This is a genomic window from Azohydromonas lata (assembly GCF_034427735.1).
Taxonomy (GTDB): Bacteria; Pseudomonadota; Gammaproteobacteria; order Burkholderiales; family Burkholderiaceae_C; genus Azohydromonas; species Azohydromonas lata.
Genome location: NZ_JAXOJX010000018.1, coordinates 15,848 through 42,344 on the forward strand (window position 1 = coordinate 15,848; position 26,497 = coordinate 42,344).

The 26,497-nt window shown below is 69.8% G+C and carries 22 protein-coding genes and 2 riboswitches; of the genes, 10 read left to right on the forward strand and 12 right to left on the reverse strand.

Annotated elements, in window-relative coordinates:
• Positions 1 to 144 precede the first annotated feature (144 nt).
• From SM757_RS12505 to SM757_RS12520, 4 genes are all read left to right on the forward strand, one after another.
• Positions 145 to 1,089, forward strand: a complete 945-nt coding sequence (locus SM757_RS12505) for a tripartite tricarboxylate transporter substrate binding protein (RefSeq protein WP_322465774.1) — start codon at positions 145 to 147, stop codon at positions 1,087 to 1,089.
• 14 nt (positions 1,090 to 1,103) lie between these two features.
• A complete protein-coding gene (locus SM757_RS12510; RefSeq protein ID WP_322465712.1) occupies positions 1,104 to 2,282 on the forward strand; it encodes a M20 aminoacylase family protein in 1,179 nt (392 codons plus the stop codon).
• Between the two features lie 197 nt (positions 2,283 to 2,479).
• Positions 2,480 to 3,598 carry a porin gene (locus SM757_RS12515; protein WP_322465713.1) on the forward strand — a complete coding sequence of 373 codons (1,119 nt, stop codon included), beginning with the start codon at positions 2,480 to 2,482 and terminating at the stop codon, positions 3,596 to 3,598.
• A 30-nt stretch (positions 3,599 to 3,628) separates the two neighbouring features.
• A riboswitch (glycine riboswitch) is annotated at positions 3,629 to 3,734 on the forward strand.
• Positions 3,735 to 3,840: riboswitch (glycine riboswitch) on the forward strand.
• Between the two features lie 64 nt (positions 3,841 to 3,904).
• The gene (locus SM757_RS12520) at positions 3,905 to 5,161 is read left to right on the forward strand and encodes a D-amino acid dehydrogenase (protein ID WP_322465714.1); all 1,257 of its coding nucleotides are present in this window, start codon (positions 3,905 to 3,907) and stop codon (positions 5,159 to 5,161) included.
• Between the two features lie 62 nt (positions 5,162 to 5,223).
• Here SM757_RS12520 and SM757_RS12525 read toward each other — a convergent pair whose 3' ends face one another.
• Complete coding sequence (locus SM757_RS12525; protein WP_322465715.1) at positions 5,224 to 6,123, reverse strand: LysR substrate-binding domain-containing protein; 900 nt, start codon at positions 6,121 to 6,123, stop codon at positions 5,224 to 5,226.
• Positions 6,124 to 6,200: 77 nt separating this feature from the next.
• Between SM757_RS12525 and SM757_RS12530 the strand changes: the two genes are divergently transcribed.
• Positions 6,201 to 6,458, forward strand: a complete 258-nt coding sequence (locus SM757_RS12530) for a hypothetical protein (RefSeq protein ID WP_322465716.1) — start codon at positions 6,201 to 6,203, stop codon at positions 6,456 to 6,458.
• A 60-nt stretch (positions 6,459 to 6,518) separates the two neighbouring features.
• On the opposite strand, the gene SM757_RS12535 is transcribed toward SM757_RS12530, so the two are convergent.
• On the reverse strand, positions 6,519 to 7,856 hold the full coding sequence (locus tag SM757_RS12535) for a hypothetical protein (RefSeq protein ID WP_322465717.1): 1,338 nt from the start codon (positions 7,854 to 7,856) through the stop codon (positions 6,519 to 6,521).
• Between the two features lie 56 nt (positions 7,857 to 7,912).
• Positions 7,913 to 8,164 carry a hypothetical protein gene (locus SM757_RS12540; RefSeq protein ID WP_322465718.1) on the reverse strand — a complete coding sequence of 84 codons (252 nt, stop codon included), beginning with the start codon at positions 8,162 to 8,164 and terminating at the stop codon, positions 7,913 to 7,915.
• Between SM757_RS12540 and SM757_RS12545 the strand changes: the two genes are divergently transcribed.
• The gene (locus tag SM757_RS12545) at positions 8,163 to 9,581 is read left to right on the forward strand and encodes a lytic murein transglycosylase (RefSeq protein WP_322465719.1); all 1,419 of its coding nucleotides are present in this window, start codon (positions 8,163 to 8,165) and stop codon (positions 9,579 to 9,581) included. The two genes, SM757_RS12540 and SM757_RS12545, sit on opposite strands and share 2 nt — an antisense overlap.
• Positions 9,582 to 9,666: 85 nt before the next feature.
• On the opposite strand, the gene SM757_RS12550 is transcribed toward SM757_RS12545, so the two are convergent.
• A complete protein-coding gene (locus SM757_RS12550; protein ID WP_066342331.1) occupies positions 9,667 to 10,044 on the reverse strand; it encodes a hypothetical protein in 378 nt (125 codons plus the stop codon).
• 670 nt (positions 10,045 to 10,714) lie between these two features.
• On the opposite strand from SM757_RS12550, the gene SM757_RS12555 reads away from it, so the two are divergent.
• Positions 10,715 to 12,409, forward strand: a complete 1,695-nt coding sequence (locus SM757_RS12555; RefSeq protein ID WP_322465720.1) for a 2-isopropylmalate synthase — start codon at positions 10,715 to 10,717, stop codon at positions 12,407 to 12,409.
• A gap of 154 nt (positions 12,410 to 12,563) precedes the next feature.
• Here SM757_RS12555 and SM757_RS12560 read toward each other — a convergent pair whose 3' ends face one another.
• On the reverse strand, positions 12,564 to 13,379 hold the full coding sequence (locus tag SM757_RS12560; RefSeq protein WP_322465721.1) for a PEP-CTERM sorting domain-containing protein: 816 nt from the start codon (positions 13,377 to 13,379) through the stop codon (positions 12,564 to 12,566).
• 440 nt (positions 13,380 to 13,819) lie between these two features.
• On the opposite strand from SM757_RS12560, the gene SM757_RS12565 reads away from it, so the two are divergent.
• Both SM757_RS12565 and SM757_RS12570 read left to right on the forward strand, forming a co-directional pair.
• Positions 13,820 to 14,731 (forward strand): TauD/TfdA dioxygenase family protein, encoded by a 912-nt coding sequence (locus SM757_RS12565; protein ID WP_322465722.1) that lies wholly within the window; start codon positions 13,820 to 13,822, stop codon positions 14,729 to 14,731.
• Between the two features lie 140 nt (positions 14,732 to 14,871).
• On the forward strand, positions 14,872 to 15,744 hold the full coding sequence (locus tag SM757_RS12570) for a DHHA1 domain-containing protein (RefSeq protein WP_066342327.1): 873 nt from the start codon (positions 14,872 to 14,874) through the stop codon (positions 15,742 to 15,744).
• Positions 15,745 to 15,789: 45 nt separating this feature from the next.
• On the opposite strand, the gene SM757_RS12575 is transcribed toward SM757_RS12570, so the two are convergent.
• From SM757_RS12575 to SM757_RS12600, 6 genes are all read right to left on the reverse strand, one after another.
• Positions 15,790 to 17,775 carry a methyl-accepting chemotaxis protein gene (locus tag SM757_RS12575; protein WP_322465723.1) on the reverse strand — a complete coding sequence of 662 codons (1,986 nt, stop codon included), beginning with the start codon at positions 17,773 to 17,775 and terminating at the stop codon, positions 15,790 to 15,792.
• Between the two features lie 318 nt (positions 17,776 to 18,093).
• Positions 18,094 to 19,041, reverse strand: coding sequence for an ABC transporter permease (locus tag SM757_RS12580; RefSeq protein ID WP_322465724.1), 948 nt, complete (start codon positions 19,039 to 19,041; stop codon positions 18,094 to 18,096).
• Positions 19,038 to 19,850: an ABC transporter ATP-binding protein gene (locus SM757_RS12585; RefSeq protein WP_322465725.1), complete on the reverse strand. Its 813-nt coding sequence runs from the start codon at positions 19,848 to 19,850 to the stop codon at positions 19,038 to 19,040. Before SM757_RS12585 ends, SM757_RS12580 begins: the two co-directional genes overlap by 4 nt.
• A gap of 36 nt (positions 19,851 to 19,886) precedes the next feature.
• A complete protein-coding gene (locus SM757_RS12590; protein WP_322465726.1) occupies positions 19,887 to 20,897 on the reverse strand; it encodes an ABC transporter substrate-binding protein in 1,011 nt (336 codons plus the stop codon).
• 116 nt (positions 20,898 to 21,013) lie between these two features.
• A complete protein-coding gene (locus SM757_RS12595) occupies positions 21,014 to 21,898 on the reverse strand; it encodes a TauD/TfdA dioxygenase family protein (protein ID WP_407655753.1) in 885 nt (294 codons plus the stop codon).
• Between the two features lie 323 nt (positions 21,899 to 22,221).
• A complete protein-coding gene (locus SM757_RS12600; protein WP_322465728.1) occupies positions 22,222 to 23,019 on the reverse strand; it encodes an alpha/beta fold hydrolase in 798 nt (265 codons plus the stop codon).
• Between the two features lie 150 nt (positions 23,020 to 23,169).
• Here SM757_RS12600 and SM757_RS12605 point away from each other — a divergent pair, with 150 nt between their 5' ends.
• Positions 23,170 to 24,936: an esterase/lipase family protein gene (locus SM757_RS12605; RefSeq protein ID WP_322465729.1), complete on the forward strand. Its 1,767-nt coding sequence runs from the start codon at positions 23,170 to 23,172 to the stop codon at positions 24,934 to 24,936.
• A gap of 93 nt (positions 24,937 to 25,029) precedes the next feature.
• Here SM757_RS12605 and SM757_RS12610 read toward each other — a convergent pair whose 3' ends face one another.
• Complete coding sequence (locus SM757_RS12610) at positions 25,030 to 26,340, reverse strand: hypothetical protein (protein WP_322465730.1); 1,311 nt, start codon at positions 26,338 to 26,340, stop codon at positions 25,030 to 25,032.
• Positions 26,341 to 26,497: the final 157 nt, after the last annotated feature.

Sequence of the window (26,497 nt, forward strand, 5' to 3'; positions counted from 1 at the left end):
ATGAATGCATGAAATAGCTGCAGACAATGCATTGGATTTATCTTTGGGCTCTCTCTACGCTCTCGCCCGTCAGCTCACCACAAGGGCGAAGCAAGGAGACATGCGATGGAGCGATTCAAGGCCGGCAGGCGTTCTTTCCTCGTGATGGCGGGGGCAGCCGCCCTGGGCGCCACACCTGCGTGGGCCGATGAAAAGCCCGCCACGCTGCTGGTGCCCTATCCGGCCGGTGGCCCGTCGGACGCGATCGCGCGCATCGTCAACACGCCGCTGTCCAAGGCGCTGGGCCAGCAGGTGCTGGTGGACAACCTGGGCGGCGTCAGCGGCGCGCTGGCGGCGCAGAAGGTGCTGGCCGCGCCCGCGGACGGCCGCATGCTGTTCCAGGGCTCGCCCAACGAGGTGATCCTCTCGCCGCTGGCCAACGCCGCGGTCAAGCTCAGGGCCGAGGACTTCACGCTGGTCCACCCCATAGGCAACGCTGTGCTGGTGCTGGTCACGCGCAAGGACCTGCCGGTGAGCTCTGCCGACGAACTGCTGGACCTCGCGCGCAAGTCCAAGGACAGGCCGTTGACCTACGGCAGCGTGGGCATAGGCTCGCTCTACCACTTCATCGTCGAGGACGTCGCCAAGCAGACCGGCGTGGCGCTGCAGCACGTGCCCTACAAGGGCAACGCCCCGGTGCTGCAGGACTTGGGCGGCGGCATGGTGGACTTCGCCGTGCTGGTGTATTCGGCCGGCATGGGCGCGCTGGCCGAGCAGGGCAAGCTCAAGGTCATCGGCCAGCTCGGCGCGAAGCGCTCGGAGCTGCTGCCCAACGTGCCCGCCGTGGCCGAGGGCCGCCAGTTGAAGAACCTGAACTACACCATCTGGTCCGGCCTCATGGTGCGAAAGGACACGCCCGCGCCCGCGCTGGAAAGGCTGCACAAGGCCATGGCCGCCGTGCTGCAGGACGCCGAGGTGCGCAAGCAGCTCGCCGCGCAAAGCCAGACCGCGGCGCCGGCCATGACGCTGGCCGAGTCGGCGAAGTTCTTCGCGGACGAGGCCGCGCGCTACCGCCGCATCGCGCGCGACATCAACCTGCAGGCGCAGTGAGAAGGGGAACGGACGTGGATTTGCTGTCGCTGAGCACGGAGCAGTCGCCGGAGTTCGTGGCCCTGCGCCGCGACATCCACCGCCACCCCGAGCTGGGGTTCGAGGAGCACCGCACCAGCGCGCTGGTGGCGGGCAAGCTGCGCGACTGGGGTTACGAGGTCGAGCAGGGGCTGGGCGGCACCGGCGTGGTGGGCCGGCTGCGCCGCGGCAGCGGCAAGCGCCGCCTGGGGCTGCGCGCGGACATGGACGCGCTGCCCATACAGGAAGCCAACGGCTTGCCCCATGCCAGTTGCCGCGCCGGCCTCATGCACGGTTGCGGCCACGACGGGCACACCGCCATGCTGCTGGCCGCGGCGCGGCTGCTGGCGGCGGCCGATTTCGACGGCACGCTCAACCTCATCTTCCAGCCCGCCGAGGAAAGCCTGGGCGGCGCGCTGCGCATGCTGGAAGACGGCCTGTTCGACAAGTACCCCTGCGACGCCATCTTCGCCATGCACAACATGCCCGGCGTTGCGCAGGGCCGGCTGGTGCTGCGCGAGGGGCCGATGATGGCCTCCTCCGACTACGTGAGCATCACGCTGCACGGCCGCGGCGGCCATGGCGCCATGCCGCAGCACGCGGCCGACCCGGTGGTGGCGGCCGCCTCCATCGTGATGGCGCTGCAGAGCATCGTCGCGCGCAACGTCGATCCGCTGCAGGCCGCCGTGGTCACCGTGGGCGCGCTGCAGGCCGGGCAGGCCAACAACGTGATTCCGCAACAGGCGCACATGCAGCTTTCGGTGCGCGCGCTGGACCGCGGCGTGCGCGCGCTGCTGCGCGAACGCATCCACGCGCTCGTGACGGCGCAGGCCGAGAGCTTGGGCGTGCGTGCCGACATCGACTACCGCAGCGGCTACACCGTGCTGGTCAACGACGCCGCGCAGACCGCGCTGGCGCGCGAGGTGGCGCTGGAGCTCGTGGGCGCCGACCAAGTGACGCTGCAGGGCCCGCAGCTCACGGGCAGCGAGGACTTCGCCTTCATGCTGGAGCGCGTGCCGGGCAGCTATCTGCTCATCGGCAACGGGCAGGGCGATGGGGACGGCGACGCCGCGCACGCCTGCATGGTCCACAACCCCGGCTACGACTTCAACGACGCCAACATCCCCATAGGCGCCGCCTACTGGGTGAAGCTGGCGCAGCGCTTCCTGGCCTAGCGCGCGGCAGCGGCGCTTTTCCCCTGCCGCGGCGTGCAGCCGCGGCCCCCTGAGCGACGACACCACGGCCCGCGGCCCAAGCGCCGCGTTGGGCGCAGCTTGGCCGTGCGCGCCGTCGCGCCCTCAACCCAGCAGCAACCCAGCAGCACACGCGGCATCCCAGCCGCACAAAAGCAAAAACGACAAGGAGACGACCCATGCACAAGAAAAGCCATCTCATCGCCGCCGCCGTCCTGGCCGGCTGCGCCACTTCCGCGCTGGCGCAATCCAGCGTCGCCGTGTTCGGCATCATGGACCTCTATGCCGAGTCGGCCCGCCTCAGCGGCGCGCCCTCGGTGTCCAAGGTCTCCAACGGCGGGCTGTCGCCCTCGCGCTGGGGACTGCGCGGCAGCGAGGCGCTGGGCGGCGGGCTCAAGGCGGCCTTCATCCTGGAAAGCGGCTTCGCCCCCGACACAGGCCTGTCGCTTCAGGGCGGCCGGCTCTTTGGCCGCCAGGCCTGGGTGTCGCTGGCTTCCGCCACGGCGGGCGAGATCCGCCTGGGCCGCCAGTACGCGCCCATGCACTACGCCATGGCGGGCAGCGACGTCGAGGGATTCGCCAACTTCTCGCCCGTGCTGGCCATGTACCTCAGCGGCGACCAGGGCCGGCAGGACAACCAGGTGAGCTACTGGTCGCCCACCTTGGGCGGGCTGTCGGCCGCGGTGGCCGTGGCTTTCGGTGAGCGCGCAACGGTGGCGCCCGGCGCGTCGGCCGTGTGGGTGCCGGCCGCGGGCACGGCGCGCAACAGCGTGGGCGGCCTGCTGCGATACCAGTCCGGCGCGCTGGACGCCAGCCTGGCCGTCCACCAGGGCGGGCAGAGCCTGGGCAGCGGCACGGCCAAGCAGCAGGCCTTCAACCTCGGCGCGGCCTGGCAGTTCAGCAGCTTCCTGGCCAGCGGCAACTACTGGGAGCACTGCAACGACCTGCCCGGCACCGCCGCCACGCCCCGCACGCGCGGCGCTGCGCTGGGCGTGCGCGTGCCCGCGGGCGCCTGGAGCTTCGTGGCGCAGGCCGGCTGGGTGCAGGACAACGGCCGCGCCTGGGCCACGGGCGCGGACAAGGCCACGGGCAGGAACACCTTCCTCAACGTCGGTCTGAACCACGCGCTGTCCAAGCGCACCGACGTCTACGTGCGTTGGGTGCGCGTGACGGACGACAACGGCGGCTTCAACGGCCGCGCCACCGCGGCGCTCAACGGCCTGTTCGGCCCGGGCAACGCGTTGGCGGCCGACGGCCATGCCGGTACACTGGCCGCGGGCGTGCGCCACATGTTCTGAGCGCACACCCTGGCCTTCTTCGTGAAGGCCATGACCCGATCGGGAGAGCTCCCGGCCCGGCCTTCAAGGCCTGGCTGGGGCGCCGAAGGAGCAACCGCCCCGGAATCTCTCAGGCATCCAGGACCGGTCGGGTTCTCACACACACTCTGAAGAGCTGCCGGAGATCGTCGCCCGGCACACCGAAGGAGCAAGCGGCCCCAGGCGGGCCGTGAATCTCTCAGGTTCCGAACAGAGGGGGCGCGCGTGGCATGGATTGGGCCGCGCCGCGCGCCTTGGACCCTCTGACGTTTGCTGGAACCTGTTCCCATGAAGACGATTGCAGTCATTGGCGGCGGCATCACCGGTGTCACCACGGCTTACGCGCTTGCGCGCCGCGGCCTTGATGTCACGCTGTTCGAGCGCCACCGCTACGCCGGGATGGAAACCTCGTTTGCCAACGGCGGCCAGCTCTCGGCCTCCAACGCCGAGGTGTGGACGCACTGGTCCACCATCCTCAAGGGCCTGAAGTGGATGCTGCGCAGCGACGCGCCGCTGCTGGTCCATCCGAAGCCGAGCTGGCACAAGCTGTCGTGGTTCGCGCAGTTCATCGCCAACATCCCGCACTACGAGCGCAACACCGTGGCCACGGCCGAGCTGGCCATCCGCGCGCGCGAGCACCTCTTCGGCTGGGCCGACGCCGAGGGCATTGACTTCGACCTCAAGCGCCAGGGCATCCTGCACATCTACCGCGACCGCAAGGGGTTCGAGCATGCGGCAAGCGTGTCGGCGCTGCTGGCGCGCGGCGGGTTGCCGCGCCGCGCGGTGACGCCGCAGGAGATGCGCGCCATCGAGCCCACGCTGGCCGGCCAGTACTACGGCGGCTTCTACACGGAGAGCGACTCCACGGGCGACATCCACAAGTTCACGCATGGCCTGTCGCTGGCCTGCACGCGCCGCGGCGTGCGCACGCTCTACGGCCAGGACGTGCGCGCGCTGCGCAGCGACGGCCAGGTCGCCACGGTGGAAGCCGGCCAGGGCGCGCAGCGCGAAGTGCACCGCTTCGACGCCGTGGTGGTGTGCGCCGGCGTGGCCAGCCGGGAGCTGGCGGCGCAGTTGGGCGACCGGGTGAACATCTATCCCGTCAAGGGCTACTCCATCACCGTGAGCTTGCTGGACGAGGCCAGCCGCGCCGGCGCGCCCACCGTGAGCCTGCTGGACGACGAGACCAAGCTCGTGACCAGCCGCTTGGGCGACGACCGCTTCCGCGTGGCCGGCACGGCGGAATTCGATGGTTTCAACCGCAACATCCGCGCCGACCGCATCAAGCCGCTGGTGGACTGGGTGCAGCAGTGCTTCCCCGGCGTGAGCACGCGCCAGGTGGTGCCCTGGGCCGGCCTGCGGCCCATGATGCCGGACCTCATGCCCCGCGTGGGCCGCGGCCGCCGCGCCAACGTCTTCTACAACACCGGCCACGGCCACCTGGGCTGGACGCTCTCCGCGGCCACGGCCGACCTGCTGGGCTCGTCGGTGGAGCAGGCGTTGGGCGCGCGCCAGGCGCTGCCGGCAGGGGCGCTGGCGGCTTGAGCGGCGGCTGAGACGACACGGCCTCCTACAGGTGTGCGTTGCTGTTTTTTTGGAATGGCCGTTCAGCGGGGCTGGGCCGCCGCCTTTTGCAGGTGGTCGATCAGCGCCCGCGTCACATGGCTCAGCTCCCCCGGCTCCCGCAGCACGATGGCCATCTGCCGCGTGGCCCAGGCCTCCTTGAGCTCCACGCTGCGCAGCCGCCCGGCGGCCACGTGCGGCGCCAGCACGCCCTGCGGCAGCAGCGTGATGCCCAGCCGCGTTTCCACCAAGCGGCACATGGCGTCGAAGCTGCTGACCTGGATGCGCTGCAAGAGTGCCCGCCCGCAGGCCTGCGCGCCTTGCTGCATCAGCGCCGAGAGGGAGCTCTCGGCATGCGGGCCGACGAAGGGATAGGCCAGCGCCTCCTCGAAGCGCACCGCCTTGCGCCGCGCCAGCGCATGGCCGTTGGGCACGCCCAGCACCAGGCGGTCGGTGCGGTAGGGCAGGGCGCTGAGGCCAGGCGCCGCCGTTGGGCCGGCAACGATGCCCAGGTCCGCGCTGCCGTCGGCCACGGCACGCGCAATGGCCTTGCCCGTGCGCTCCTCCAGCGAGATGTGCACGCCGGGGTGGCGGGAGAGAAAGCTTTCAAGCTCTTCCGGCAGGAACTGCGTCAGCGCCGAGGCCACGGCATGCAGCCGGATGTGGCCCTTCATGCCGCCGGCGTACTCGCCCAGCTCCTCGTCCATGCGCTGGACGAGCTGCAGCATCTGCCGCGCGTGGTGCAGCAGCGACTGCCCCGCGGGCGTGAGCGCCACGCCACGCGCCTGGCGTATGAGCAAGGGCGTGCGCGCCAGCTCCTCCAGCTCCGCGATGCGCTTGCTCACCGCCGACACGGCCAGGTGCTGCCGCTGCGCGGCGTGGGTGAGGTTGCCGCACTCGGCGACGGCGACGAAGAGCTCCAGGCTGGTGAGGTCGTGACGCATGGGCGCGAATCTGCCAGAACGCAGCCATGAAACGCTTTGGCCATGCTCGGCCGGCACGCGGCGGCACCATGGCGGGCATGAGCAAGAAGTCAGAAACGTCAAGGACTGACAGCGACATCGAGCAACTGCGCACCCAGATCGATGAGCTTCGTCTCGAAGTCGAAAAACACCGGCAAGCCGCCGCAGCACCCGGCCGCGGCCGTTCCAGGCGGGACAGGACCGCGCACGCCCTGTCCGCCCGCGAAGGGCTGTGGTACTTGGGCCGCTTCATGCTGGCCGGCACGGGCGTCGCCACCGCCCTGGTCCTGGCGCTGGGCCTCGTCGAGAAGATCTGACCCGGTTACAAACAAAAAAATCGGGCTCTGGGAGCCCGATTTTTGGGTTGAAGGGGTGAATTACAGGCGCGCCGTGCAGGCCGCGTAGGTGGACGGGCAGGTGGTGGTCAACCCGCCGGCGGCGTCCTTGGGGAAGGCCGAGGACTTGAAGAACTCCAGCACGCGCGGGTAGTCGTTGCCGAAGCGCGGGCGCGTCCAGAACATGTAGTTGGCCGCAAGCCGCGTGCGGCCGAAGGCGTAGAGCTCGCTGATCTTGGGCGGATTGGGCGCGCCGTGCTGCACGGTGGTGGCGTAGTTCTCGGGCTGCACCGACGGGCCTATGGCCACCTTGCCCTTGGCCAGGTCGTACAGCGGATAGATGTGGGTGTTGAGGTCGCGGTCTTCCAGGAAGATGTCCGGCCCGCCCAGTGCCACGCCGCTGCCGGCCATGCTCGTGACCAGCCCCGGCATGTAGGTCTTGGGGAAGTTGATGAACTGCATGACCACGGTGTTGGGGAAGGCCCGCTGCGTGGCCGCATCCACCTGCGCCAGGTTGTTGAAGTAGGCGCGCTTTTGTTCCGTGGTCAACGGCACCAGCGTCTGGCCCATGGCCGTTTCGTTGAAGGTGACGCCTTCGAGCGCGTTGTGGCGGTTCAGCCGCGCGCCCATGGCATTGCCCAGCGCGACGAGGCGGTCGCGCACCTTGGTGTTGTGCAGCGCCGCGTTCTGGCCGTAGCGCTCGGTGCTGCCAATGGCGTCGCGCGCGCCGATCACGATCTTGTAGGCGCCGCCCTCGTACTCCGGCGTCATCAGGTAGTCCGGCACGGCGCGGCCGCCGGGGCGGAACACCTTGGTGGCCACCATCACCCACAGCCGCTTGCCCGCGCCCTGCGCCAAGCTCAGGTCGCGCTCGATGCGGCTGAAGTCGTAGACGCCCTTGGCCGTCTCCAGTTGCGCCCACTCGTAGCGCAGGATCAGCCCCTTCACCTGCGGCAGCGCGCGTATCTCGGCCAGCGCCTTGAGGATGGTGCTTTCGTCGCGCAGCGGCAGCGAGACGTAGTGGCCGGGGTTCCACTTCACTCGCAGGTCGGCCGTGGCCGCGGCAGCGGCCGCAGCCAGGGCGTGCTCGGTGGGCTCGGCCAACTGCATTTGGCTGGTGAGGAAGGCGGCGGATTCCACGGCGTCGTCCTGCAGCTCCCAGGGGGCCACGCGCGGGGCCACATCGGCCATGGCGTCCGGCGCCGTGGGGGTGTTGTGGGCCTGCGCCACCGGCACGGCCTGCACGGCTTCCAGCGTGGCGGACGCCGCGGCGTCATGGCCGGCATCGCCGCCGCCGCCGCAGGCGGCCAACAGGGCGGACACGGCCAGCGAGACGGCAAGGGCCAGCCGCGTGGCAGAGAAATTGTGGGTGTTGTTCATGACCGGCAAACCATCGGCGGGGCGTCGCCGCAACGGCCTCCGGCACGCGCGCTTGTTCAGCGCTGGGCGTGCCCGGCGGCGGGATCAAGGAAAAGACGTTGCCGTTGTTGCGCGTGCTGCGCGGCTGCTGTTGTGAGCTTGTTTTTTGACGGCGTGCCCAGGACATCGGCGCGGAGCCGGGACGGTTGAATCACGGAAAACGTCAAAAAATGTGTACAAAGTAACCGGGCTGGCAACAGTTCGCGCGGGAGCGCCGCCTGCCGCCGGGCCGCAGGGGCCGTGCCGGACGGCCTAAGCTGCTCGCTCATGAATGTCCGCCTACACCGAATTCACCGATTTCCCCTGGCCCTGGCCACCGCGTCGGCGCTGCTGGCCGGCGGCGGCAGCGCCCAAGCCGCCGACGAGGAGGCGTCCGCCGCCCAAAGCCTGGCCCCCTGCGTGGACGCGCTGCGCAAGCGGCTGCCGGAGGCGCCGGATGTTTCGCCGCGCAGCTTCGAGCAGTACACGCGCACGGCGCAGGACTTGCGCCCGGTGATCGAGGCCGCCACCGCCTCGCAGCCGGAGTTCCAGATTCCCATCTGGGACTACCTCGCGCGCCGCGTGGACGCCGAGCGCATCGCCGACGGCCGCGCGCTGCTGGCGTCCCAGGCTGCGGCGCTGGCGGCCATCGCCCAGCGCCACGGCGTGGACGCCGCCACCAACGTGGCCGTGTTCGGCATAGAGACCGACTACGGCCGCGTGCAGGGCCGCTACCCGGTGGTGGACGCCACGCTCAGCCGCGCCTGCCTGAACCTGGACAGCGCCGAGCGGCGCCGCAATTTCTTCGCCGCGCTGTGGTTGCTGCAGGAGGGGCACGTGGTGCCCGAGACTTTCCTGGGCTCGTGGGCGGGCGCCTTCGGCCAGACGCAGTTCATGCCCGCCACCTTCAAGGCCTACATGGACAGCGCCACCGAGGGCGCGCGCCGCGTGGACATCGTGGGCAGCACGCCGGACGCGCTGGCCACCACGGCGCGCTTCCTGGCCGCGCTGGGCTGGCGCAGCGGCCTGCCCTGGGGCGTGGAGGTGAAGCTGCCCAACGCGGCGCTGGAGCGCTTCAACGCCCTGGAGAGCGGCCATCGCTGCCTGGAGCGCGGCCAGCCGCAGGGCCAGTGCCGCACGCTGGCGCAATGGGCGGCCGACGGTGTGCGGCGCGTCGACGGTGGCCCGCTGCTGGGCGAGGGCGGCGCGCCGGGTTGGGAGGCCGAGCTGCGCACCGCGCTGCTCATGCCCGCGGGCGCCGAGGGGCCGGCTTGGCTGGTGACGCCCAACTACCAGGCCATCTGGCGCTACAACCGCGCCGACTCCTACGGGCTGGCCATCGGCCTGCTGTCCGACGCGCTGCGCGGCGCGCCGCCGCCCCGCCGACCCTGGCCCACGGACGATCCGCTGCTCTCGCGCCGCGACCTGAAGGAGCTTCAGGCGCTGCTGCGTGCGCGCGGCCACTGCGAGGTGCAGCCGGACGGCCGCGACGGCCCGCGCACGACGGCCGCCATCCGCGCGGAAGAGATGCGGCTGGAGCTGCCGGACACGGGGCGGTCGGGCGGGCGCATCCTGGCGCGGCTGCGCGCTGAAGCGCCGGCGGCCAAGGAAGGCGCGTCGTCCTGCGCGGGCGGCGAGGCGGCTGCCTTACCCGCCGCGGCCGTGCCCGCCGCCGTGCAGGCGTCGGGGGCGGAGGTGCGCCGCTGACGGGGGCGCCGGCCGTCGGCCCGCGAGGGCCAGGGGCTTCAGCCGGCACCGTGGCGGCGCCGGCTGGAAGGCCAGGCCAGCCGCCTCAGGCTGCCGCCGGGCGCGAGCGCGGCGTCTTGCCCTGGGCCAGATCGGTGACGCTGCGCACGGCCTCGGTGGCCATGGCGGGCGCCTGTTTCAGCATGGTCTTCGAGGTCTGGTCCATGAAGCTCATGCTGGTCTGGCTCAGCTCGCTCCAGAACTCCAGCCAGTTCTTGAACAGGCCCATGACGAAGTCGCTGAAGGCGTTGGACATGAACAGGTTGCTGGCCGTGGCCGCCCCCTGGTCGGCCATCTTCTGGGCGGTGCCCAGCGTCTGCGACATGACCTCGGGCGAGGTCGAGAACTGCGCCCACAAATCCATGTTGGCGCGCGCCAGCTTGGTGTAGGGGCTCAGCAGGTTTTCAAAGGCTTCGGTGGGCATGGTGGGCTCCTGTGTCGAACGGATTCCGGATCAGGCTCGCCGATGGGGCCCCGGCTCTGGCTTGGCGAGCATGTGTTCGGCCACCTCAGCAGGCCCGGCGCATGGCGCCTGACCCGCGTGGTGGCCCCTTCGTCTCCTGTGCTGCCGGGGCAATCGTTTTTTGGATTTTGCTGCATTGCAGCAATTCGCGCGCCCTGGCGGACGCGGGCTTTCAGAACGAAACAACTTGCCCGTTGCCTGCGGCAGGGCCATCGTGCAAGCCGCTCACGGCCCAAGGCCGCTTGCCACGCCGCATGGCCAGCGAGAGGGCAAACATGCGGACATCGATGGCAAACTGGGCAGAATTCGAAGGACCTTCAGGTTTTCATATTCCGCAATCCATGCGGTGAAATCGCACGACGCCGGCCAAAAAGTTGTTGACGATATTGCAGCGCCTGTTGCAGACTGAAGGCATGCATCTCTTCGCCACCCTCGTCCTAAAGTCGGGTCTAGCACCCGGCCGGGGTTGGCGCGTGCCTGAGCGGTATTGAACTGCCGCTGTTCCAGGCGAACAGAATTTCCCCCAATCCCGGCCGCGTAACAGTCTCTTGAGATTTTAAGAGGACTGCAGGGAAATGCCGTCATTTTTTCCCGTACCGCCATCGGCGGTGTTCCAAATACGCGACTGCCCATGCTCTCCAACCCCGCTTCCCGTTACCGCCGTCCGCCTGCCGTTGATTTGCCGCAGCGCCAATGGCCGAACCGCCAAATTGAAAATGCGCCCGTCTGGCTTTCCACCGACCTGCGCGACGGCAACCAGGCCTTGTTCGAACCCATGAGCCGCGAGCGCAAGCTGGAGTTTTTCCATCACCTCGTGCGCACCGGCTTCAAGGAAATCGAGATCGGTTTTCCCGCGGCCTCTCAAATCGATTTTGATGTGGTCAGGCAGCTCGTGGAAAACGGCGAGATTCCCTCGGACGTCTGGCCCATGGCCATGACGCAGGCGCGGGAGGATTTGATTCAAAGAACCATCGCTTCCCTGGCCGGTGCCCGGCGGGCTATCGTCCACCTCTACAACGCCACGTCGCCGGTGTGGCGGCGCATCGTGTTCAACATGAGCGTGGCCGAGGTCATGCAATTCATTGAGCACCATGTGAGCCTGGTGAAGAAACTCACGGACCAGCACCCGGAAACGGAATGGGTATTGCAGTACAGCCCCGAGACTTTCTGCATGACGGAGCTGGAGGTTTCCCTGCAGGCGTGCAATACGGCCATTCGCGCCTGGGACGCGGGGCCGGGACGGAAAATCATCATCAATTTGCCCACCACCGTGGAAGTGAGCACGCCCAACGTGTTCGCCGACCAGATCGAGTGGATGCACCAGCGCCTGGAGCGCCGCGAGCACGTCGTCCTGTCCGTGCACCCGCACAACGACCGCGGCACGGGCGTGGCCTGCGCGGAGCAGGCGCTGCTGGCCGGCGCGCAGCGCGTGGAAGGCTGCCTTTTCGGCAACGGCGAGCGCAGCGGCAACGTGGATCTGGTGACGCTGGCCTTGAACCTCTATACCCACGGCATTCACCCGGGGCTGGATTTTTCGGACATTTCCGGCCTGGCCCGTGTCGTGGAAACCGCCACCGGTCTGCCCATCCACCCGCGGCACCCCTATGCCGGCGACCTGGTATTCACGGCCTTTTCCGGCTCGCACCAGGATGCCATCAAGAAGGGTTTGGCCGTGCAGCGCCGGGATGATGTCTGGGAGGTGCCTTACCTGCCGCTGGACCCCGCGGATATTGGGCGCAGCTATGACGGCATCATTCGCGTCAACGCCCAATCCGGCAAGGGCGGCATCGCCTATTTGCTGGAAAGAGAGCATGGCGTGGTATTGCCGCGGCGCATGCTGGTGGAATTCAGCGCTGTGGTGCAAAAGGCCGCCGATGCCAGCGAGGCGGAGTTGTCCGGCGCTGATTTGTGGAAGCTGTTCGAATCCTCCTACCTGAATGCGCACGCGCAGGCTGAAAAGGGCATTCAATACCTGGACCACACCTTGCGGCAGGACGGCGACGGCGTGCAGGTGGACATCGAACTGGGCCCACCCGCAAGCCGCCGCGTGATTCGCGGCATGGGCACGGGGCCTATTGATGCCACGGTCCATGCGTTGGGCCTGCCCGTTTCCGTCCACGCTTACGAGGAGAAAAGCCTGAAGCAAGGTGCCGATGCCCAGGCCCTGGCCATTGTGGAAATTGCCTTGGAGGGTTTGCCGGGCACCTGCTTCGGTGCAGCCATTTCGGAAAACCTGGCCACGGCCTCCATTTTGGCCGTTCTGTCCGCGGTATCGCGCGCCGTTCAGGCCCTGCCGCGGCCGATAGGGGAAATGGCCGCCGCCTGAGAGGTGCTTCCATGGCCTGCCGCGCTGGAATTTCAGAAGGCGCGGTGGCGTGGAAGCACCTTATTCAATAGGAAAAAATAGGCAAGAAAACGGACATTCACGATCGGCACGCCGGAGGTGAATGTCCGCATTTGGCGCGGCAGCCCGCGCCGTTTCAACTCCGCCGCCGCTTCGCGGCCACGCCCAGCACGCCCAGGCCGGCGAGCATCAGCGCGTAGGTGGAGGGTTCGGGGATGGAGGGCAGCGTGCCGCCGGCCACCGCGCCCCACTTGCCCCAGATAGTGGCCATGTGGTCCTTGTCGTTGCGCAGCAGCACGGAAATCTGGCCGGTTTCGTGCTGGTAATTCGGAGGCGAGATCCAGTCGGAAAAGGCGGTGATTTCATGCCTGATCGGATCGCCCTCCATGAATTTGGAATCGAAAAAGAATCCGGCCTTGGAATCTTCTTGCCGGCGGAATTCCCGCGGCGGGTTTCGCCAGGGGTCCACCCAGGCGTCCAGCGTGTATTGGGCGGTGATGCGCACGCCGGTATGGGCCGTGAGCTGGAACAGCGGCATGCCTGGGCGTCCCTGGAAGCGGGCATAGGCGCGGTATTCGTCGCTGTTGGTGCGTGCGCCGCCGCTGTCCGTGCTGCCGAAGGTGCCACCGGCGAACAGGCCCGCCTGCGAGGCCATGGCAAATGCCGTCTTGGGTATGCCATTGGGGTCGTCGTTTTGCATCGCGACGCTGGAGAGCCCGTTGAAGTCCGCGTAGTCGTTTTCGCAGTTCGGGCTCGTGCTGGTGCAGTAGTGGCGGGTGAGGAGCGCCTGCACGTGCGACACGCCGGTGAAGCTGATGCCCGGGGCCACGCTGTCACCTGTGTCCAGGTCCACCAGATCGAAGCGCAGGCCCGTGAGGCTGGCGCTGGAGCCCACGCCGGCCATGGCGGGCGCGGCCAGCGCGGCGGCCGCGGCAATTACAAGGAATTTCATCAGCGAATCTCCGTTGAAAATTAAGAAATCAACGTGTCTCCCTGGAAAAATTAATCCTGCTGAATTCGGTAAACGGTATTGCTCATCAATATCCGGTGCCGAAATCGGCACGAATACTAAGCCTGCTCAATATCAATTGAATGACCTTGCTGGCCGCTTTACTTGGGTAAAGGGGTGTTGCCTGGTTTTGTCACGAATTGGGGGAATTTGTTGTGGACGTGGAAAGGAGTTTCGACGCGATACCCGCACGAGGTAAACGCCTGCCATGGCCGCGGCCACGGCGCCTTGACGTGGCGCAGCCTGGTTGCGCGGGCTCTCGCGCTTGCTGCGGATAGGTCCTATGTTCATCCGCAATGCGTCGTTCGCGGCCGGGTTCTCGCTCGGGAAGATGCCGTTCGTCACGCAACGAACGCGGCCCCGGGGAGGGCCCACCAAGGACCATGAGCTTCTACCAAGACTTCGCCGACAAGACCGCCATCGAGGCCTGGCATGCCCGCGAGCGCCAGCCCTACCGCCACTTCGAGCTCAAGCCGCTGGCGCCGACGCTGGGCGCCGAGATTCGAGGGCTGGACTTGTCGCGGCCGCTGGGCGCGCAGCAGACGGACGAGCTGCGCCGCGCCATGGGCGAGTACCTCGTGCTGGCCTTCCGCGGCCAGCAGCTCGACGGCGAGCAGCACAAGGCCTTCGCGCGGCAATTCGGCCGGCTGCACCGCCATGTGCTGGCCAAGGACCGTGTGGTGGCCGGGGGCACGGACGACCCGGAAATCCTGGCCTGGCAGACGGGGCCGCAGTCGCGCTTCACCGCGGGCGACGCCTGGCACCACGACGTGTCGTGCGATGCGGCGCCCATCTGGGGCTCCTTCCTGCGCGTGACCCGGCTGCCGCCGGGCGGCGGCGGGGACACGGCCTTCGCCAACATGGAGCTGGCCTACGAGTCGCTGTCCGAGCCCTACAAGCGCTTCCTGCAGGGCCTGACCGCCCTGCACGACGGCGCGCAGGCCTGGACGGCCGGCTACGGCGCCAGGCCCGCGCCGGGCAAGGCCTTCCCGGCCAGCGAGCACCCGGTGGTGGCCACGCATCCCCACACGGGACGCAAATTCCTGTTCGTCAACGAGGCGTTCACCAGCCACATCGTGCAGCTCGGCCGCGACGAGAGCAGCGCCGTGCTGCAGCAGCTCTACGCCCACGTGCGCAGGCACCTCGCCTTCCAGGTGCGCGTGCACTGGGAGCCCGGCACGCTGCTGTTCTGGGACAACTGGGCCACGCAGCACCATGCGGTGTGGGACTACTTCCCGCAGGAGCGCTGGGGCGAGCGCGTCTCGGTGTGCCTGGAGGAGGGCCCCAGGGCCTGAGCGCGCGGCGGGCGCCTCCGGCGCCGCCGCTTGCCGCGGGCCTGCCGGCCGAACGATGGCGCTGCCTGCGGCGTTGCGCGGCGCAAACACCCCGCGGCGGCCGCCGGCGAGAATGGGGCACACCCACAAAGGCCCCGCGCATGTCCTCGCCCAAGACCCTCGTCCTCTACCACGGCAAATGCGCCGACGGCTTCGGTGCCGCCCTCTCCGCCTGGCTGGCGCTGGGCGACTCGGCCGAATACCGGCCCTGCGTCTACGGCGAGCCCACGCCGGAGGTGGCCGGCCGCGACGTCTTCATCCTGGACTACTCCTTCGAGCCGGACGTGATGCGCGCCCTGGGCACGCAGGCGCGCAGCATCACGCTGCTGGACCACCACGTCTCCGCGCAGAAGCGGCTGCACTGCATCCAGCTCGATTGCGAGCACCGCCTGCACTTCGACCTTGGGCGCTCCGGCGCCGTCATCGCCTGGGAGTTCTTCCATCCCGGCAAGCCGGTGCCCTACCTGCTGCAGGCCGTGCAGGCGCGCGACCTGTGGACCTGGGACGTGCCGGACGCGCGCCCCTTCCTCGCCGCGCTGGACCTGCTGCCCACCGAGTTCCCGGCCTGGAAGGCCGTGCTGGAGCAAAGCGAGCCGGAGCGGCAGCGCATGGTGGAGCGCGGCGTGGCGATGGAAGCCAAGTTCGACGCGCTGTGCACCGCCATCGCCGAGCAGCCTGCGGCCATACGCATAGACGGCGAGGCGGGGCTGATGGTCAACGCCCCCTCGGACTTCGCCAGCGCCGTGGGCAGCCTGCTGGCGCAAAAGAGCGGCACGTTCAGCCTGATCTGGCGTGTGGACCAGCAGGGCCGCCTCAAGTGCAGCTTGCGCTCGGTGAAGAGCTTCGACGTCGAGCGGCTGGCCGCGCGCTTTGGCGGCGGCGGCCACGCGCAGGCGGCGGCTTTCATCTTGCCCGGCGAGCGGGTGATGGACGTGGTGCGGGGCGAGCTCACGTCCGGCGCTGCCGTGGCGTGAACCGGGCGCGCGGCGCCGCGGCGCACGCCCCGCGGTGCATGCGCCTCACGGCAGCCTGAAGAACGCCACCTCCTCGTTCAGCCGCCGCGCGTTGGTGCTCAGCGTCGAAGCGGCGGCCGCCGTCTGCTCCACCAGCGTGGCGTTTTGCTGCGTCATGGCGTCGAGCTGCTCCACGGCGTGGCCCACCTCCTGCAGGCCCTGCGTCTGCTCGGCCGTGCCGTGGTTGATGGCCTGGATCAGGTCCTTGATGCGCTCGGCGTGGCCCACGATGTCCGTCATGGTCGCGCCGGCCTGCGTGACGACCTCCGAGCCCTCCTGCACGCGCGCCACGCTGCCCTCGATGAGTTGCTTGATCTCGCGCGCGGCCGCGCCGCTGCGCTGCGCCAGGGCGCGCACCTCGGCGGCCACCACCGCGAAGCCGCGGCCGGCCTCGCCCGCGCGCGCCGCTTCCACGGCGGCGTTCAGGGCCAGGATGTTGGTCTGGAAGGCGATGCCGTCTATGGTCCCGACGATTTCCGCGATGCGCTGCGAGGAGTCGCGTATGCCGCCCATAGTGCGCACCGCCTCGGCCACCACCTCGCTGCCCTGTTGGGCCACCTGCGCGTTGTGCGCCACCATGCCGGCCGCGCTGGCGGCACTGCCGGCGGACTGGTTGAGCGTCTGGCCGATCTGGGACATGGCCGCGGCCGTGCGCTGCAACTGCGCCGCGCCCTGCTCGGTGCGCTTGGACAGGTCCATGGAGGCCATGGCCACCTCGCGACTGGCGGTGTCGATTTCGCTGGCGCCTGTGCGCACCTGCGCCACCGTGCCGCGCAGCGCGTCCAGCGTGGCGGCCAGCGTGCTCATGAGCTGCGCCACCTCGTCGCGGCCCCAGGGCTGGGGGTGCAGCGTCAGGTTGCCGTGCGAGAGCTCGCGCAACTGGCGCGCGATCTCGTCGAGCCCGCCCAAGGTCACGCGGTAGAAGGCCAGCAGCAGGTAGAGGGCGATGGCGATGCCCGCCGCCGACACGCCCAGCTTCACCCACATGGCCTGCTGCAGCCTGTCCACGCGCAGCGCCAGCCGCTTGTCCAGCGAGGCCAGCACGCGCTCGATGCCGGCGTAGTGGTCGGCAACGGCGCGGTTGCCCAGCGCCACGAAGGCCTCGGCGTCGCCCTGCGGCGTCTGGGCCAGCACCTGCTCGCGCACGCGCTGCATGAAGCCGGTGCTTTCCTTCAAGGCCTCGTCCAGCCGCACCTCGGCGGCGATGCCCTCGTCGGCGCGCAGCGCGCGCTTGACCGAGCTGCCGAGCTCCAGCTCCCACATGGTGGCGAAGGCCAGCGCGCTGGCGATCTGGTCGCGCTGCTCGCTGCCGAGCTGCCCGCTGCGCAGCGCCGCGTTGCCCGCGCCGCGCATGCGGCCCAGCACCTCCGCCAGGCGCGGCTGCAGGTCCACGCCGGCGCGCATGAGGTAGTAGGTGTCGATGTCGGGGTCCAGCGTGAGGTTGGAGGCGTCGGCCATGTCGCTGAGCAGGTCCAGCGCCTCGGCGATGAATTGCGAATGCACGGCGAAGGTGGCCGCGGGCTGGTCCCGCTGCGGCTGCGAGGCCAGTTGCTGCGCCTGGGCCTGCAGCGTCTGCCAGCGCTCCTGCAGCTTGAATTCCGTGCCCAGGCGCTCGTGCGTGGCGAGCAGCTGGTCCCAGGCCGCCTGCACGGCCTGCTGGGCCTTGGGCAGGTCGGGGGCGCCGGCGGTGGCGGCGCGGCGGCGGTTTTGCGCGGCGTCCAGCAGCGACATGAGCGCGCGCGCGTACTCCACGCCGCGGCGCTCCGCGGCCGAGAAGGCGATGTTGTCCGTGCTCACCGACCAGAACGAGAAAGCCAGCAGCAGCAGCGGCACCAGGAAGGCCAGCGACACCGCCGTCGCCTTGGCCGGAAAGCCCACGCTGCGAAACAGCCGCATGCCCGGCGCCATGAGGCCGTGGTGCAGGAAGAAGGCGGGAACGGTGGAGGGATGCGTGGACCGCGTGCTGGTGCCGGACGCGGTGGCGGGGGGCATGGCCGTGTTCTGGTTCATTGGGCTCGCACTGAAATTTCCTGACCCGAAAGACAAAAGGCGTCCCTCAGCCGCGGCGCATCGCGCGCTGCGGGCTGTGGGACGCCTTTGTCCTGTTCTTATCGGTCCGCCGTTGGACCAATTGGCAGACGGGCCGTCACCGGCCCCTCATGTAACTACTTGTATGCAAAGCCTGTGCCAAGGCCGGCTCCCCGATGGGAAGCGGCTTCGGCCGGGCGGGCGGCCCAACGGCCCCGTCAATGCACCAGCGTGACCAGCCGCCTGTGCCGGATTGGTGCGTGCGCCACCATCGGCCGCAGCTCAGCGCTGCACGCCCCAGCGGCGCACGGTGATGCGCTCCAGCGTGGCGAAGACGAGGTTTTCGATGGCCAGGCCGATGACGATGACGCAGGCCAGCCCGGCGAAGACGCGGTCGGTGTAGAGCTCGTTGCGGTTCTGGAAGATGTACCAGCCCAGGCCGCCCTGGCCGGAGGTGGCGCCAAAGACCAGCTCCGCCGCGATCAGCGTGCGCCACGCGAAGGCCCAGGCGATGCGCAGCCCCGACAGGATGGCCGGCAGCGCCGACGGGATGAGGATGTGCACCACCAGCCGCAGCCCCGTGAGCCCGTAGTTGCGTCCGGCCATGCGCAGCACCTCCGGCACGTTCTGGAAACCTGCGTGCGTGGCCAGCGCCAGCGGCCACAGCACGGCGTGCACCAGGACGAAGAGCAGGCTTTGCGCCCCCAGGCCGAACCACAGCAGCGCCAGCGGCAGCAGCGCGATGGCCGGCAACGGATTGAACATGGCCGTGAGGGTGGAGAGCAGATCGCGCCCAAGCCGCGTGCTGGCCGCCAGCGCGGTGAGCGCGAAAGCCGCGGCGATGCCCAGCACGTAGCCCTGCAGCAGCAGCGACAGCGAGATGGCCGCCTTCTCCAGCAGCTCGCCACTGAGGAAGCCCGCCGCGAAGGCGCGCGCCGTGGCGGCGAAGGTGGGCAACAAGAGGTCGTTGTCCGTCCAGCGCGCCAGCAGCTCCCAAACGAGCGCCAGTGCCGCCAGGATGGCCGCGCGGCGCAGCGGCGCGTTGTCCAGCAGCCGCCGCGTCCAGGGCAGTGCGCGTTCCACGGGCGTGGCGGTGCAGGGCGCCAGCTCGAATTCCACCTCGGCCTTCACGGGCGGCTCGCCCGCGGCGGGGTGCAAGGCCTCGCTGCCGGAGGTGCGCGCATCGGCACGCAGCGCCGTGCCGGGCAGGGACGTGAAGACTGCGCTCATGCTGTTGCCGCCTCGGGTTGTGCCGTCTCTTCGAACAGCAGGTGGTGGATGCGCTGCGCCTGCGCCTGGAAGGCGGGGCTGCCCACGCTCTCCAGGTCGAACGCGTGGGCGTTCAGCTCGGCGCGAACGCGCCCCGGGTGGGGCGAGAGCAGGACGATGCGGTGGCCCACCACCAGCGCCTCCTCGATGGAGTGCGTGACGAAGACCAGAGAGCAGCGCACCTGCGCCCACAGCGCCAGCAGCTCCTGTTGCATGCGCCGGCGCGTGAGCGCATCCAGCGCGGCGAAGGGCTCGTCCATGAGCAGGATGCGCGGCTGCATGGCCAGCGCGCGGGCGATGGCCACGCGCTGCTTCATGCCGCCGGAGAGCATGTGCGGATGCGCGTGCGCGAAGGATGCGAGCCCAACCTGCTCCAGCACGCGCAGCGCGCGGCGCTCGGCCTCGGCGCGTGGGGCCTGGCCGGAGGCCAGCAGCGGGAACATCACGTTGTGCAGCACCGTCTTCCACGGCGGGAGCTGGTCGAACTCCTGGAACACCATCACGCGCTGCGGCCCGGGGCCGGTGATGCGCCGGCCGTCCAGGGTGATGCGGCCTTCCACCGGCGCGATGAAGCCGCCCAACGCCTTCAACAGCGAGGACTTGCCGCAGCCCGACGGGCCGAGCAGGACGAGGCGCTCCGCCGGGTGGAGGTCGAAAGAGACGCGGTGCGTGGCGCGCACCACGCGCTCGCCCGCCGTGTACTCCAGGCTCACGCCCTCGGCGCGCAGCAGCGGCGCGGGCGTCGCGGCGGTCGGCTCATGTGATTGCATGCGCAACTCCTTGTGCGGTGGTTCGAGCGGCGCGGCTCAGTTGGCGCCCGCGTTGTGCGGGTCGTCGAAGAAGTAGTCGCGCGCCGAGGCGGGCTTGTTCTTGATGGCGCCCACGCGGTGCATGAAGTCCGCCAGCGCGAACGTGTTTTGCGGCGTGAGCTTGAACTGGACCTCGGGGCTCTTGACGATGTCGAGGACGAGCTTGCGCTCCACCTTGCTCTTGTTGACGCGGATGAACAGCTCCGCGGCCGCCTCGGGGTTGGCGGCTATCCACTGCGCGGCCTCGGCCAGCGCGGCGGTGAAGGCGCGGTAGGTCTTGGGGTTGTCGCTGCGGAACTTCTCGGTCGTGTAGAGCACGGTGGCGGAGGCCGGGCCGCCGAGCACGTCGTAGCTCTTGAGTACCACGTGCGCGGCCGGGTTGGCGGCCAGCTCCTGCTCCTGGAAGGGCGGGTTGGCGAAGTGGGCCGTGATCTCGGTGCCGCCCTTGCTGATGGCGGCGGCCGCCTCGGGGTGGGGCAGCGTGACGCTGATCTTGTCCAGCTTCGCGTGCTGCGCGTCGCCCCAGGTCTTGGCCGCGGCCATCTGCAGGATGCGCGACTGCACCGACACGCCCACGGCAGGCAGCGCGATGCGGTCCTTCTCGCTGAAGTCGGCAATGGTCTTGACTGCCGGGTTGGTGCTGACCAGGTAGTACGGGAAATTGCCCAGCGAGGCCACGCCGCGCACGTTCTGGCGGCCGCGGGTGCGGTCCCACAGCGTGAGCATGGGGCCCACGCCCGCGGCGGCGATGTCCAGCGAGCCGGAGAGCAGCGCGTCGTTCATGGCGCTGCCGCCGGAAAGGGTCACCTGCGTCACGGCGATGTCCAGGCCCTGAACCTTGCCGTGTTTTTCCATGAGCTTCTGGTCCTTGGCGACGTCCAGCAGCAAGTAGACGATGCCGAACTGGTCGGCGATGCGGATCTGGCCTTCGGCGCGCGCGGCGCCGGTGCCGGCGGCAAGCAGGCCGGCCAGGGCCAGGGCGGCCAGGCGCTTGGCGGTGGTGTTCATGGGCGTGGCGGGCGCCTGCAGCGGGGCGCCGGGTAATGGGTGTGGGGTCGGGGGTGTCGGGGCGCTGTGACGCCGCGCGGGCGGCGGCATCGGGGGCGCAAGCGGCGGGCGCGGCTTCAGGCCGGCACGTCGCCTTCGATCGTGGTGCGGTTCAGGCGCCGGCGCTGGTGGGCCGGGCACCCGGTGGCCAGGTGCTGCACCGAGCGGTTGTCCCAGAACACCAGGTCGCCGGCGCGCCAGCGGTGGCGGTAGACGAATTCCGGCTGGGTCGAGTGCAGGAACAGCGCTTCGAGGAGCTCATCGCTGTCCTCTGGCGGCAGCTCCAGCACGCGGGTCGTGAAGTGCTCGCTGACGAAAAGCGCCGGGCGGCCGTTTTCCGGGTGCGTGCGCACGACCGGGTGCACGGCCGGCGGCACCTCGGCGATCTGCTGCGGCGTGAGGTCCGGCCGCCAGGGGCTGCGCTGTTGCAGCTCGGCGTAGCGCTTCAGGTACCAGTGCTCGGCGCGGCGCCCGGCCACGGCCTGCTTCAGTTTCGCGGGCAGCGTGTCGTAGGCCAGGTGCTGGTTGGCGAAGAGGGTGTCGCCGCCCTCGGCGGGCAGTTCCTGCGCGTGCAGGAAGGAGCCCAGGCTGGGCCGCGGCTTGTAGGACAGGTCGGAATGCCAGAAGTGCCCCGCGTCGCCCAGGCCGACGGGCTTGCCGTCCTCCACGATGTTGGACACCACGAGCACCTCCGGGTGCTCCGGCAGCGCGAACTGCTTGAGCACGTGGCGCTGCAGCGGGCCGAAGCGTGCGCTCAACGCCACCTGCTGCTGCGGCGTGAGCGCGTGCTGGTCGCGAAACACCAGCACGTGATGGTCCAGGTGGGCGCGGTGCAGGCGGATGAATCCCGCTTCGGACAGCGGCTGCGAGAGGTCCGGCCCGATCACCTCGGCGCCCAGCGGGCCGGGGAGGGGGCGGATGTCGAATTCGGCTTGGGGAGACTGCTGGGACATGACACGCATCAAGACGGCTGAAAGTCGGCCCAGTCTAGGAAGCGCCTTGCGTGTACGGAACGAAGCAAGCCGAATGAGCTTCGTTGCTCAGCGAGTGAGCTGCAACAACATACACGTGACACCCTGACGGCTATTGGGAATGTGGACTCCGTGGCGATGGGTTCGTGCCGTGGAAGGTGGGAGAAGGGTCGAACAGGAGGAGAGTGAGGGTTGGCGTGCCCAGAGCAGGTACGGCGAGGTCGTCAGGTGATTGTTTGGTGGATCAAGCTGTATCGCGTATGTTGCACATGGGTCTGTGACAGCCCTGCTCTTTTCCGCGGCGGCGTATTCGGTCAGGCCTGCGCTGGGGTCGGCAGCGGCCGCGAAAACACCGCCGCGGCCACCTGTGCCGGCGCCGTCACGGGCCCCATGTGGCCCAGGCCGTCGAGCTGGCACAGGCCAGCGTTGGGCAGCGCTGCGGCAAGGAGGTGCGCGACGCGCAGCACGGGCGCCGGCGAGGCGCTGCCCGCCAGCAGCCGCACCGGCATGCGCAGCCGGCACAAGGCGGACAGCGGCCGGGCGTCCGCGAACAGCGCGGCGAACTCCGCGTCCACCTTGGGCATGCAGGCCGCGATGGCCTCGCGGCGGCGCGGCGTGCAGTGCTCCCAGGCGCGGGCGCCGCTCCAGTAGTCGACAAACAGGGCCCCGGCCTCGTGCAGGCGCCGCGCGCGCACGTGCTCGCGCACGGCTTGGCCCAGTGCCAGCACGGCCTGCCAAGCGGTCCGCGTGTCGTGCATGCGCAGCACGCCGAAGCGCACCGGCTCGTACAGCGTGAGGCTGAGCACCCGCTGCGGGCAGCGCAGCGCCAGCTCCAGCGCCACCGCGCCGCCGTAGGAATGGCCCAGCAGGTGCACGCCGCCGTGCGCCAGCAGCGGCTCCAGGCGGCAGGCCTCCTCGGCCAGGCTCACCGGCGTGTCCTCGTGCCAGGGGTTGTCGCCGGCGTAGCCCATGAGGGACGGCGTGGTGAATTCCAGCGCGGCGGGCAGGTGCTCGCGCCAGGCGTCCCACTGCCGCGCACCACTGGCGCTGCTGTGCAGCGCGATGACGCGGGCATGGGTGCCGGGCGGGGTCGGCTCGGGGGAAGGCGGCATGGCGGGCTCCGTCGGGTGCCGGCCACGGGAAAAGCGCCGGCAGCGGTTGATACGGCTGGGTTGCGCGCGGGCGGCCAGAGGTTCAAGCCGGAGATCAGGCCGGGCATGAGGCCGGGGTGGGCACGGTGTGGTGCAGTCGCGTTGCGAGCCGTGACACCCTTTCGCGCAGCGCGCGCCCACCATCACGCCATGGGTCGGTTGCCGCTGCTGTGTGTTTTCGCCCTGGGCCCGGCGCTGGCCCTGCCTGCCCTGGCGGCCGGGAGCCTGTCGCTCACGCCACTCGGCGCCGACGGCGCGCCCGCCGTCACCGTGGTGGACGGCAACCCCTTGCGCCTGCGCGCCGCGCTGGATCAGCCCGCGCCGCGCACCTTGTCCATCACCTTCGGCCTGGACGACGGGCGCACCCTCGCCACCTGCACCGTGCCGCGCGCGGCGCGCGGCTGCACCACCGCACCCTTGAGCACGCTGGACTGGTTCTGGAGCGGCGCCGGTGACGCGCAACCGCAGCGCCGCCTGTGGGCCGAGGCGGGTGGCGAGCGCGCCGCAGCCTCGCTTGCCGTCACACCCCGCCCCGTGGTGCTGGTGCACGGCTTCATGTCCGACCACGGCACCTGGGCCGCCTACACCGCGGCCGACGGCTTCCTCTCCCGCGCCGGCCTGCACGGTTGGGCCGTGGGCGACGGCCAGGCCGAGGGCAGCCTGGACACCGGCGCGCTCTCGCGCCTGCGCAGCGCCACCAAGACCCTGCCGGAGAACGCCACCGCGCTGCAGCGCTACATCGCGGGCGTCAAGCGCCGCACCGGCGCGCAGCTCGTGGACGTGGTGGCACACAGCATGGGCGGGCTGGTGGCGCGCTACTACGTGGCCCGGCTCATGGGCGGGCGCGACGTGGCGCAGCTCGTCATGCTGGGCTCGCCGCATGGGGGCTCGGACTGCTCGGCCCTGGCGACCACCTTGGGCGTGCTGGGCCCCGCGGCGCTGGAGCTGCGCCCAAGCTACGTGCGCGACATCTTCAACCGCGGCATCACGCGCCGGCACGGCGTGCCCTTCCACCTGCTGGCCGGCGACGCCATCGCCGAAGGTTTCCGCGCCCCCTGCAGCGACGTGCCCAGCGACAGCGTGGTCAGCGTGGCCAGCGCCTCGGCCATCCCGGGCGACGTGATGCGGCTGCCCGTGCTGCACACCGACATGACGGCCTCCGCCGAGGTCTTCCATCGCCGGGTGCTGCCGCTGCTGCGGCGCGGCGCCACGCAAGCCGCGGACGACGCCGAGGCCTTCATGGGCGACGACGCGCCGGCCGCGCAGTTCGCGCAGGTGGCCAGCGGCCACGTGGAGGCGGGCAGCCGCGTGGAGGTCGAAGTGCAGCTCGACGACGTGGCGGTGGCCGCTTTCGCGCTGTTCGATCCCAGCCGCGAGCTGGAGATCACGGTGCGCGGCGCCAGCGGCCGCACCATCGCGCTCACGGCGCGCGAGCACGGGCTGGTCAAGGTGGACGATCCGGCCTCGCTGCTGACGCTGGGCTACGGCTTCGCCAACCCGCGCCCGGGCCCCTGGCGCGTGACGCTGTTCGCCCCGCGCCAGGCCACGGACTACGCCCTCTCCGCCCGCGTGGCCGGCGGCGCCGTGCTGCGCGCCGAGGCCAGCCCGGCGTCGGCCGCGCGCGGCCAGGCGGTGCAGCTCGGCGCCGAGCTGCGGCACCCGGCCCACACGCTGCAGGCCGTGGCCATGTACGCGCTGGTGCGCCAGCCCGACGGCAGCACGCTGACGCTGGAAATGCAGGGCGAGGGCGAGCGCCGCGGCGTGGCCTGGCGCGCCACCCAGCCGGGGCTGCATGGCGTGGACATCGTGGCGCGCGCCCGCGCGGGCGATCTGCCCCTGGAGCGCCACGCTTTCCTGGCCGTGGAAGTCCGCCCCTGAACGCGGCGCGAGCAGGCAAAAAAAAAGCGGGCCGCAAGGGCCCGCTGTCAAGACTGGAGGAGAACTCGATGAAGACTGCTGCGCTTCAGGTGCTCAGAGCTTGGGCACGCAGGCGGCGTAGGTGGAGGGGCAGGTGGCGTTCAGGCCGCCGCTGCTGTCCTTGGGGAAGGCGCTGGACTTGAAGAACTCCAGGACCTTGGGGTAGGGCGCCGGAGAGCCGGTGAAGGAGCGCGTCCAGAACATGTAGTTGGCGCCCAGCCGGTTGCGGCCGAAGGCATAGAGGTCGCTGATCTTGGGCGGGTTGAGCGGGCCGTTCTGCACGGTGGTCAGGTAGTTCTCGGGCTGCACCGAGGGGCCCACCGGCACCTTGCCCTTGGCCAGGTCGTACAGCGGATAGATGTTGTTGGTGAGGTCGGGGTCCTGCATCAGGATGTCCGGCCCGCCCAGCGCCACCTTGCTGTTCACCATGTTGGTGATCAGCCCGGCCATGTAGGGACGCGGGAAGTTGATGAACTGCATCGCCACCGTGTTGGGGAAAGCGCGCTGGGTGGCCGCGTCCACGGCCGCCAGGTTGGTGAAGTAGGCCGTACGCTGCGTGGTGGTCAGCGGCACCGCCATCTGGCCCATGGCCGTCTCGTTGAAGGTCATGCCTTCGAACGCGTTGTTGCGGTTGTATCGGTTGCCCAGGGCCGTGGCCAGGGCGATGAGGCGGTCGCGCACCTTCACGTTGTGCAGCGCGGCGTTCTCGCCGTAGCGCTCGTTGCTGCCCAGGGCGTCGCGGGCGCCGATCAGGATCTTGTACGCGCCGCCTTCGTACTCGGCGGTGTGCATGTAGTCGGGCACGGCACGGCCACCGGCGGTGAACACCTTGGTGCCGACCATGACCCACAGCCGCTTGCCGGCGGACTGCGCCAGGGCCAGGTCGCGGTCGATGCGGGTGAAGTCGTACACGCCCTTGGACGTCTCGATCTGCGGCCACTCGTAGCGCAGGATCAGGCCCTTGACCTGCGGCAGGTCCTTGATCTCGGTGAGTGCCTGCTGCAGGGTCGTCGCGTCGCGGCGGCCCAGCGCGATGTAGTGGCCCGGGTTCCACTTGACGCGGGCATCGGTCACCGCCGCGGACAGCAGCGGCGCCGACGCGGCCTTCTGCTGCATGGCGGCCAGGAAGCTCTGTTCCACCGTGGGGTCGTTGGCCAGTTCCCAGGCGTCCGGCGTGACTTCCGGCATGAAGCCGTCGGAGCTCGTCGTGGAAGTGACTTCCTTGGCCGACTCCAGGGCCACGGCCTGGGCCGATTCGGCTTGCGCCGCGGTTTCGTCTTCACCACCGCCACAGGCCGCCAGCATCACCGCCAGCGAGATCATGGAACCGGTCAGAGCCACACGGGATTGGAAAGAGTACTTCATGGTGTTCAGTGCCGCAAAATTCAAAAAACGCTTTTCAACGCCAAGACTGGTCCCGCCGCGCCTTTATGACGGTGCGGTCCAGGTATTTATGCGAGGTATTTATTTGGTCTCTTCCGCCAGTTAACCCGACTATTTGTTTGCGGATTTCAGTGGCGGC

Coding starts and splice junctions, on each gene's coding strand:
- SM757_RS12560 (WP_322465721.1), bottom strand. CDS start 13,379: ATGAAATTCCTTGTAATTGCCGCGGCCGCCGCGCTGGCCGCGCCCGCC.
- SM757_RS12530 (WP_322465716.1), top strand. CDS start 6,201: ATGAGCAAGAAGTCAGAAACGTCAAGGACTGACAGCGACATCGAGCAA.
- SM757_RS12575 (WP_322465723.1), bottom strand. CDS start 17,775: ATGCCCCCCGCCACCGCGTCCGGCACCAGCACGCGGTCCACGCATCCC.
- SM757_RS12550 (WP_066342331.1), bottom strand. CDS start 10,044: ATGCCCACCGAAGCCTTTGAAAACCTGCTGAGCCCCTACACCAAGCTG.
- SM757_RS12610 (WP_322465730.1), bottom strand. CDS start 26,340: ATGAAGTACTCTTTCCAATCCCGTGTGGCTCTGACCGGTTCCATGATC.
- SM757_RS12600 (WP_322465728.1), bottom strand. CDS start 23,019: ATGCCGCCTTCCCCCGAGCCGACCCCGCCCGGCACCCATGCCCGCGTC.
- SM757_RS12505 (WP_322465774.1), top strand. CDS start 145: ATGGCGGGGGCAGCCGCCCTGGGCGCCACACCTGCGTGGGCCGATGAA.
- SM757_RS12545 (WP_322465719.1), top strand. CDS start 8,163: ATGAATGTCCGCCTACACCGAATTCACCGATTTCCCCTGGCCCTGGCC.
- SM757_RS12585 (WP_322465725.1), bottom strand. CDS start 19,850: ATGCAATCACATGAGCCGACCGCCGCGACGCCCGCGCCGCTGCTGCGC.
- SM757_RS12595 (WP_407655753.1), bottom strand. CDS start 21,898: ATGCGTGTCATGTCCCAGCAGTCTCCCCAAGCCGAATTCGACATCCGC.
- SM757_RS12565 (WP_322465722.1), top strand. CDS start 13,820: ATGAGCTTCTACCAAGACTTCGCCGACAAGACCGCCATCGAGGCCTGG.
- SM757_RS12580 (WP_322465724.1), bottom strand. CDS start 19,041: ATGAGCGCAGTCTTCACGTCCCTGCCCGGCACGGCGCTGCGTGCCGAT.
- SM757_RS12535 (WP_322465717.1), bottom strand. CDS start 7,856: ATGAACAACACCCACAATTTCTCTGCCACGCGGCTGGCCCTTGCCGTC.
- SM757_RS12555 (WP_322465720.1), top strand. CDS start 10,715: ATGCTCTCCAACCCCGCTTCCCGTTACCGCCGTCCGCCTGCCGTTGAT.
- SM757_RS12570 (WP_066342327.1), top strand. CDS start 14,872: ATGTCCTCGCCCAAGACCCTCGTCCTCTACCACGGCAAATGCGCCGAC.
- SM757_RS12515 (WP_322465713.1), top strand. CDS start 2,480: ATGCACAAGAAAAGCCATCTCATCGCCGCCGCCGTCCTGGCCGGCTGC.
- SM757_RS12520 (WP_322465714.1), top strand. CDS start 3,905: ATGAAGACGATTGCAGTCATTGGCGGCGGCATCACCGGTGTCACCACG.
- SM757_RS12590 (WP_322465726.1), bottom strand. CDS start 20,897: ATGAACACCACCGCCAAGCGCCTGGCCGCCCTGGCCCTGGCCGGCCTG.
- SM757_RS12525 (WP_322465715.1), bottom strand. CDS start 6,123: ATGCGTCACGACCTCACCAGCCTGGAGCTCTTCGTCGCCGTCGCCGAG.
- SM757_RS12540 (WP_322465718.1), bottom strand. CDS start 8,164: ATGAGCGAGCAGCTTAGGCCGTCCGGCACGGCCCCTGCGGCCCGGCGG.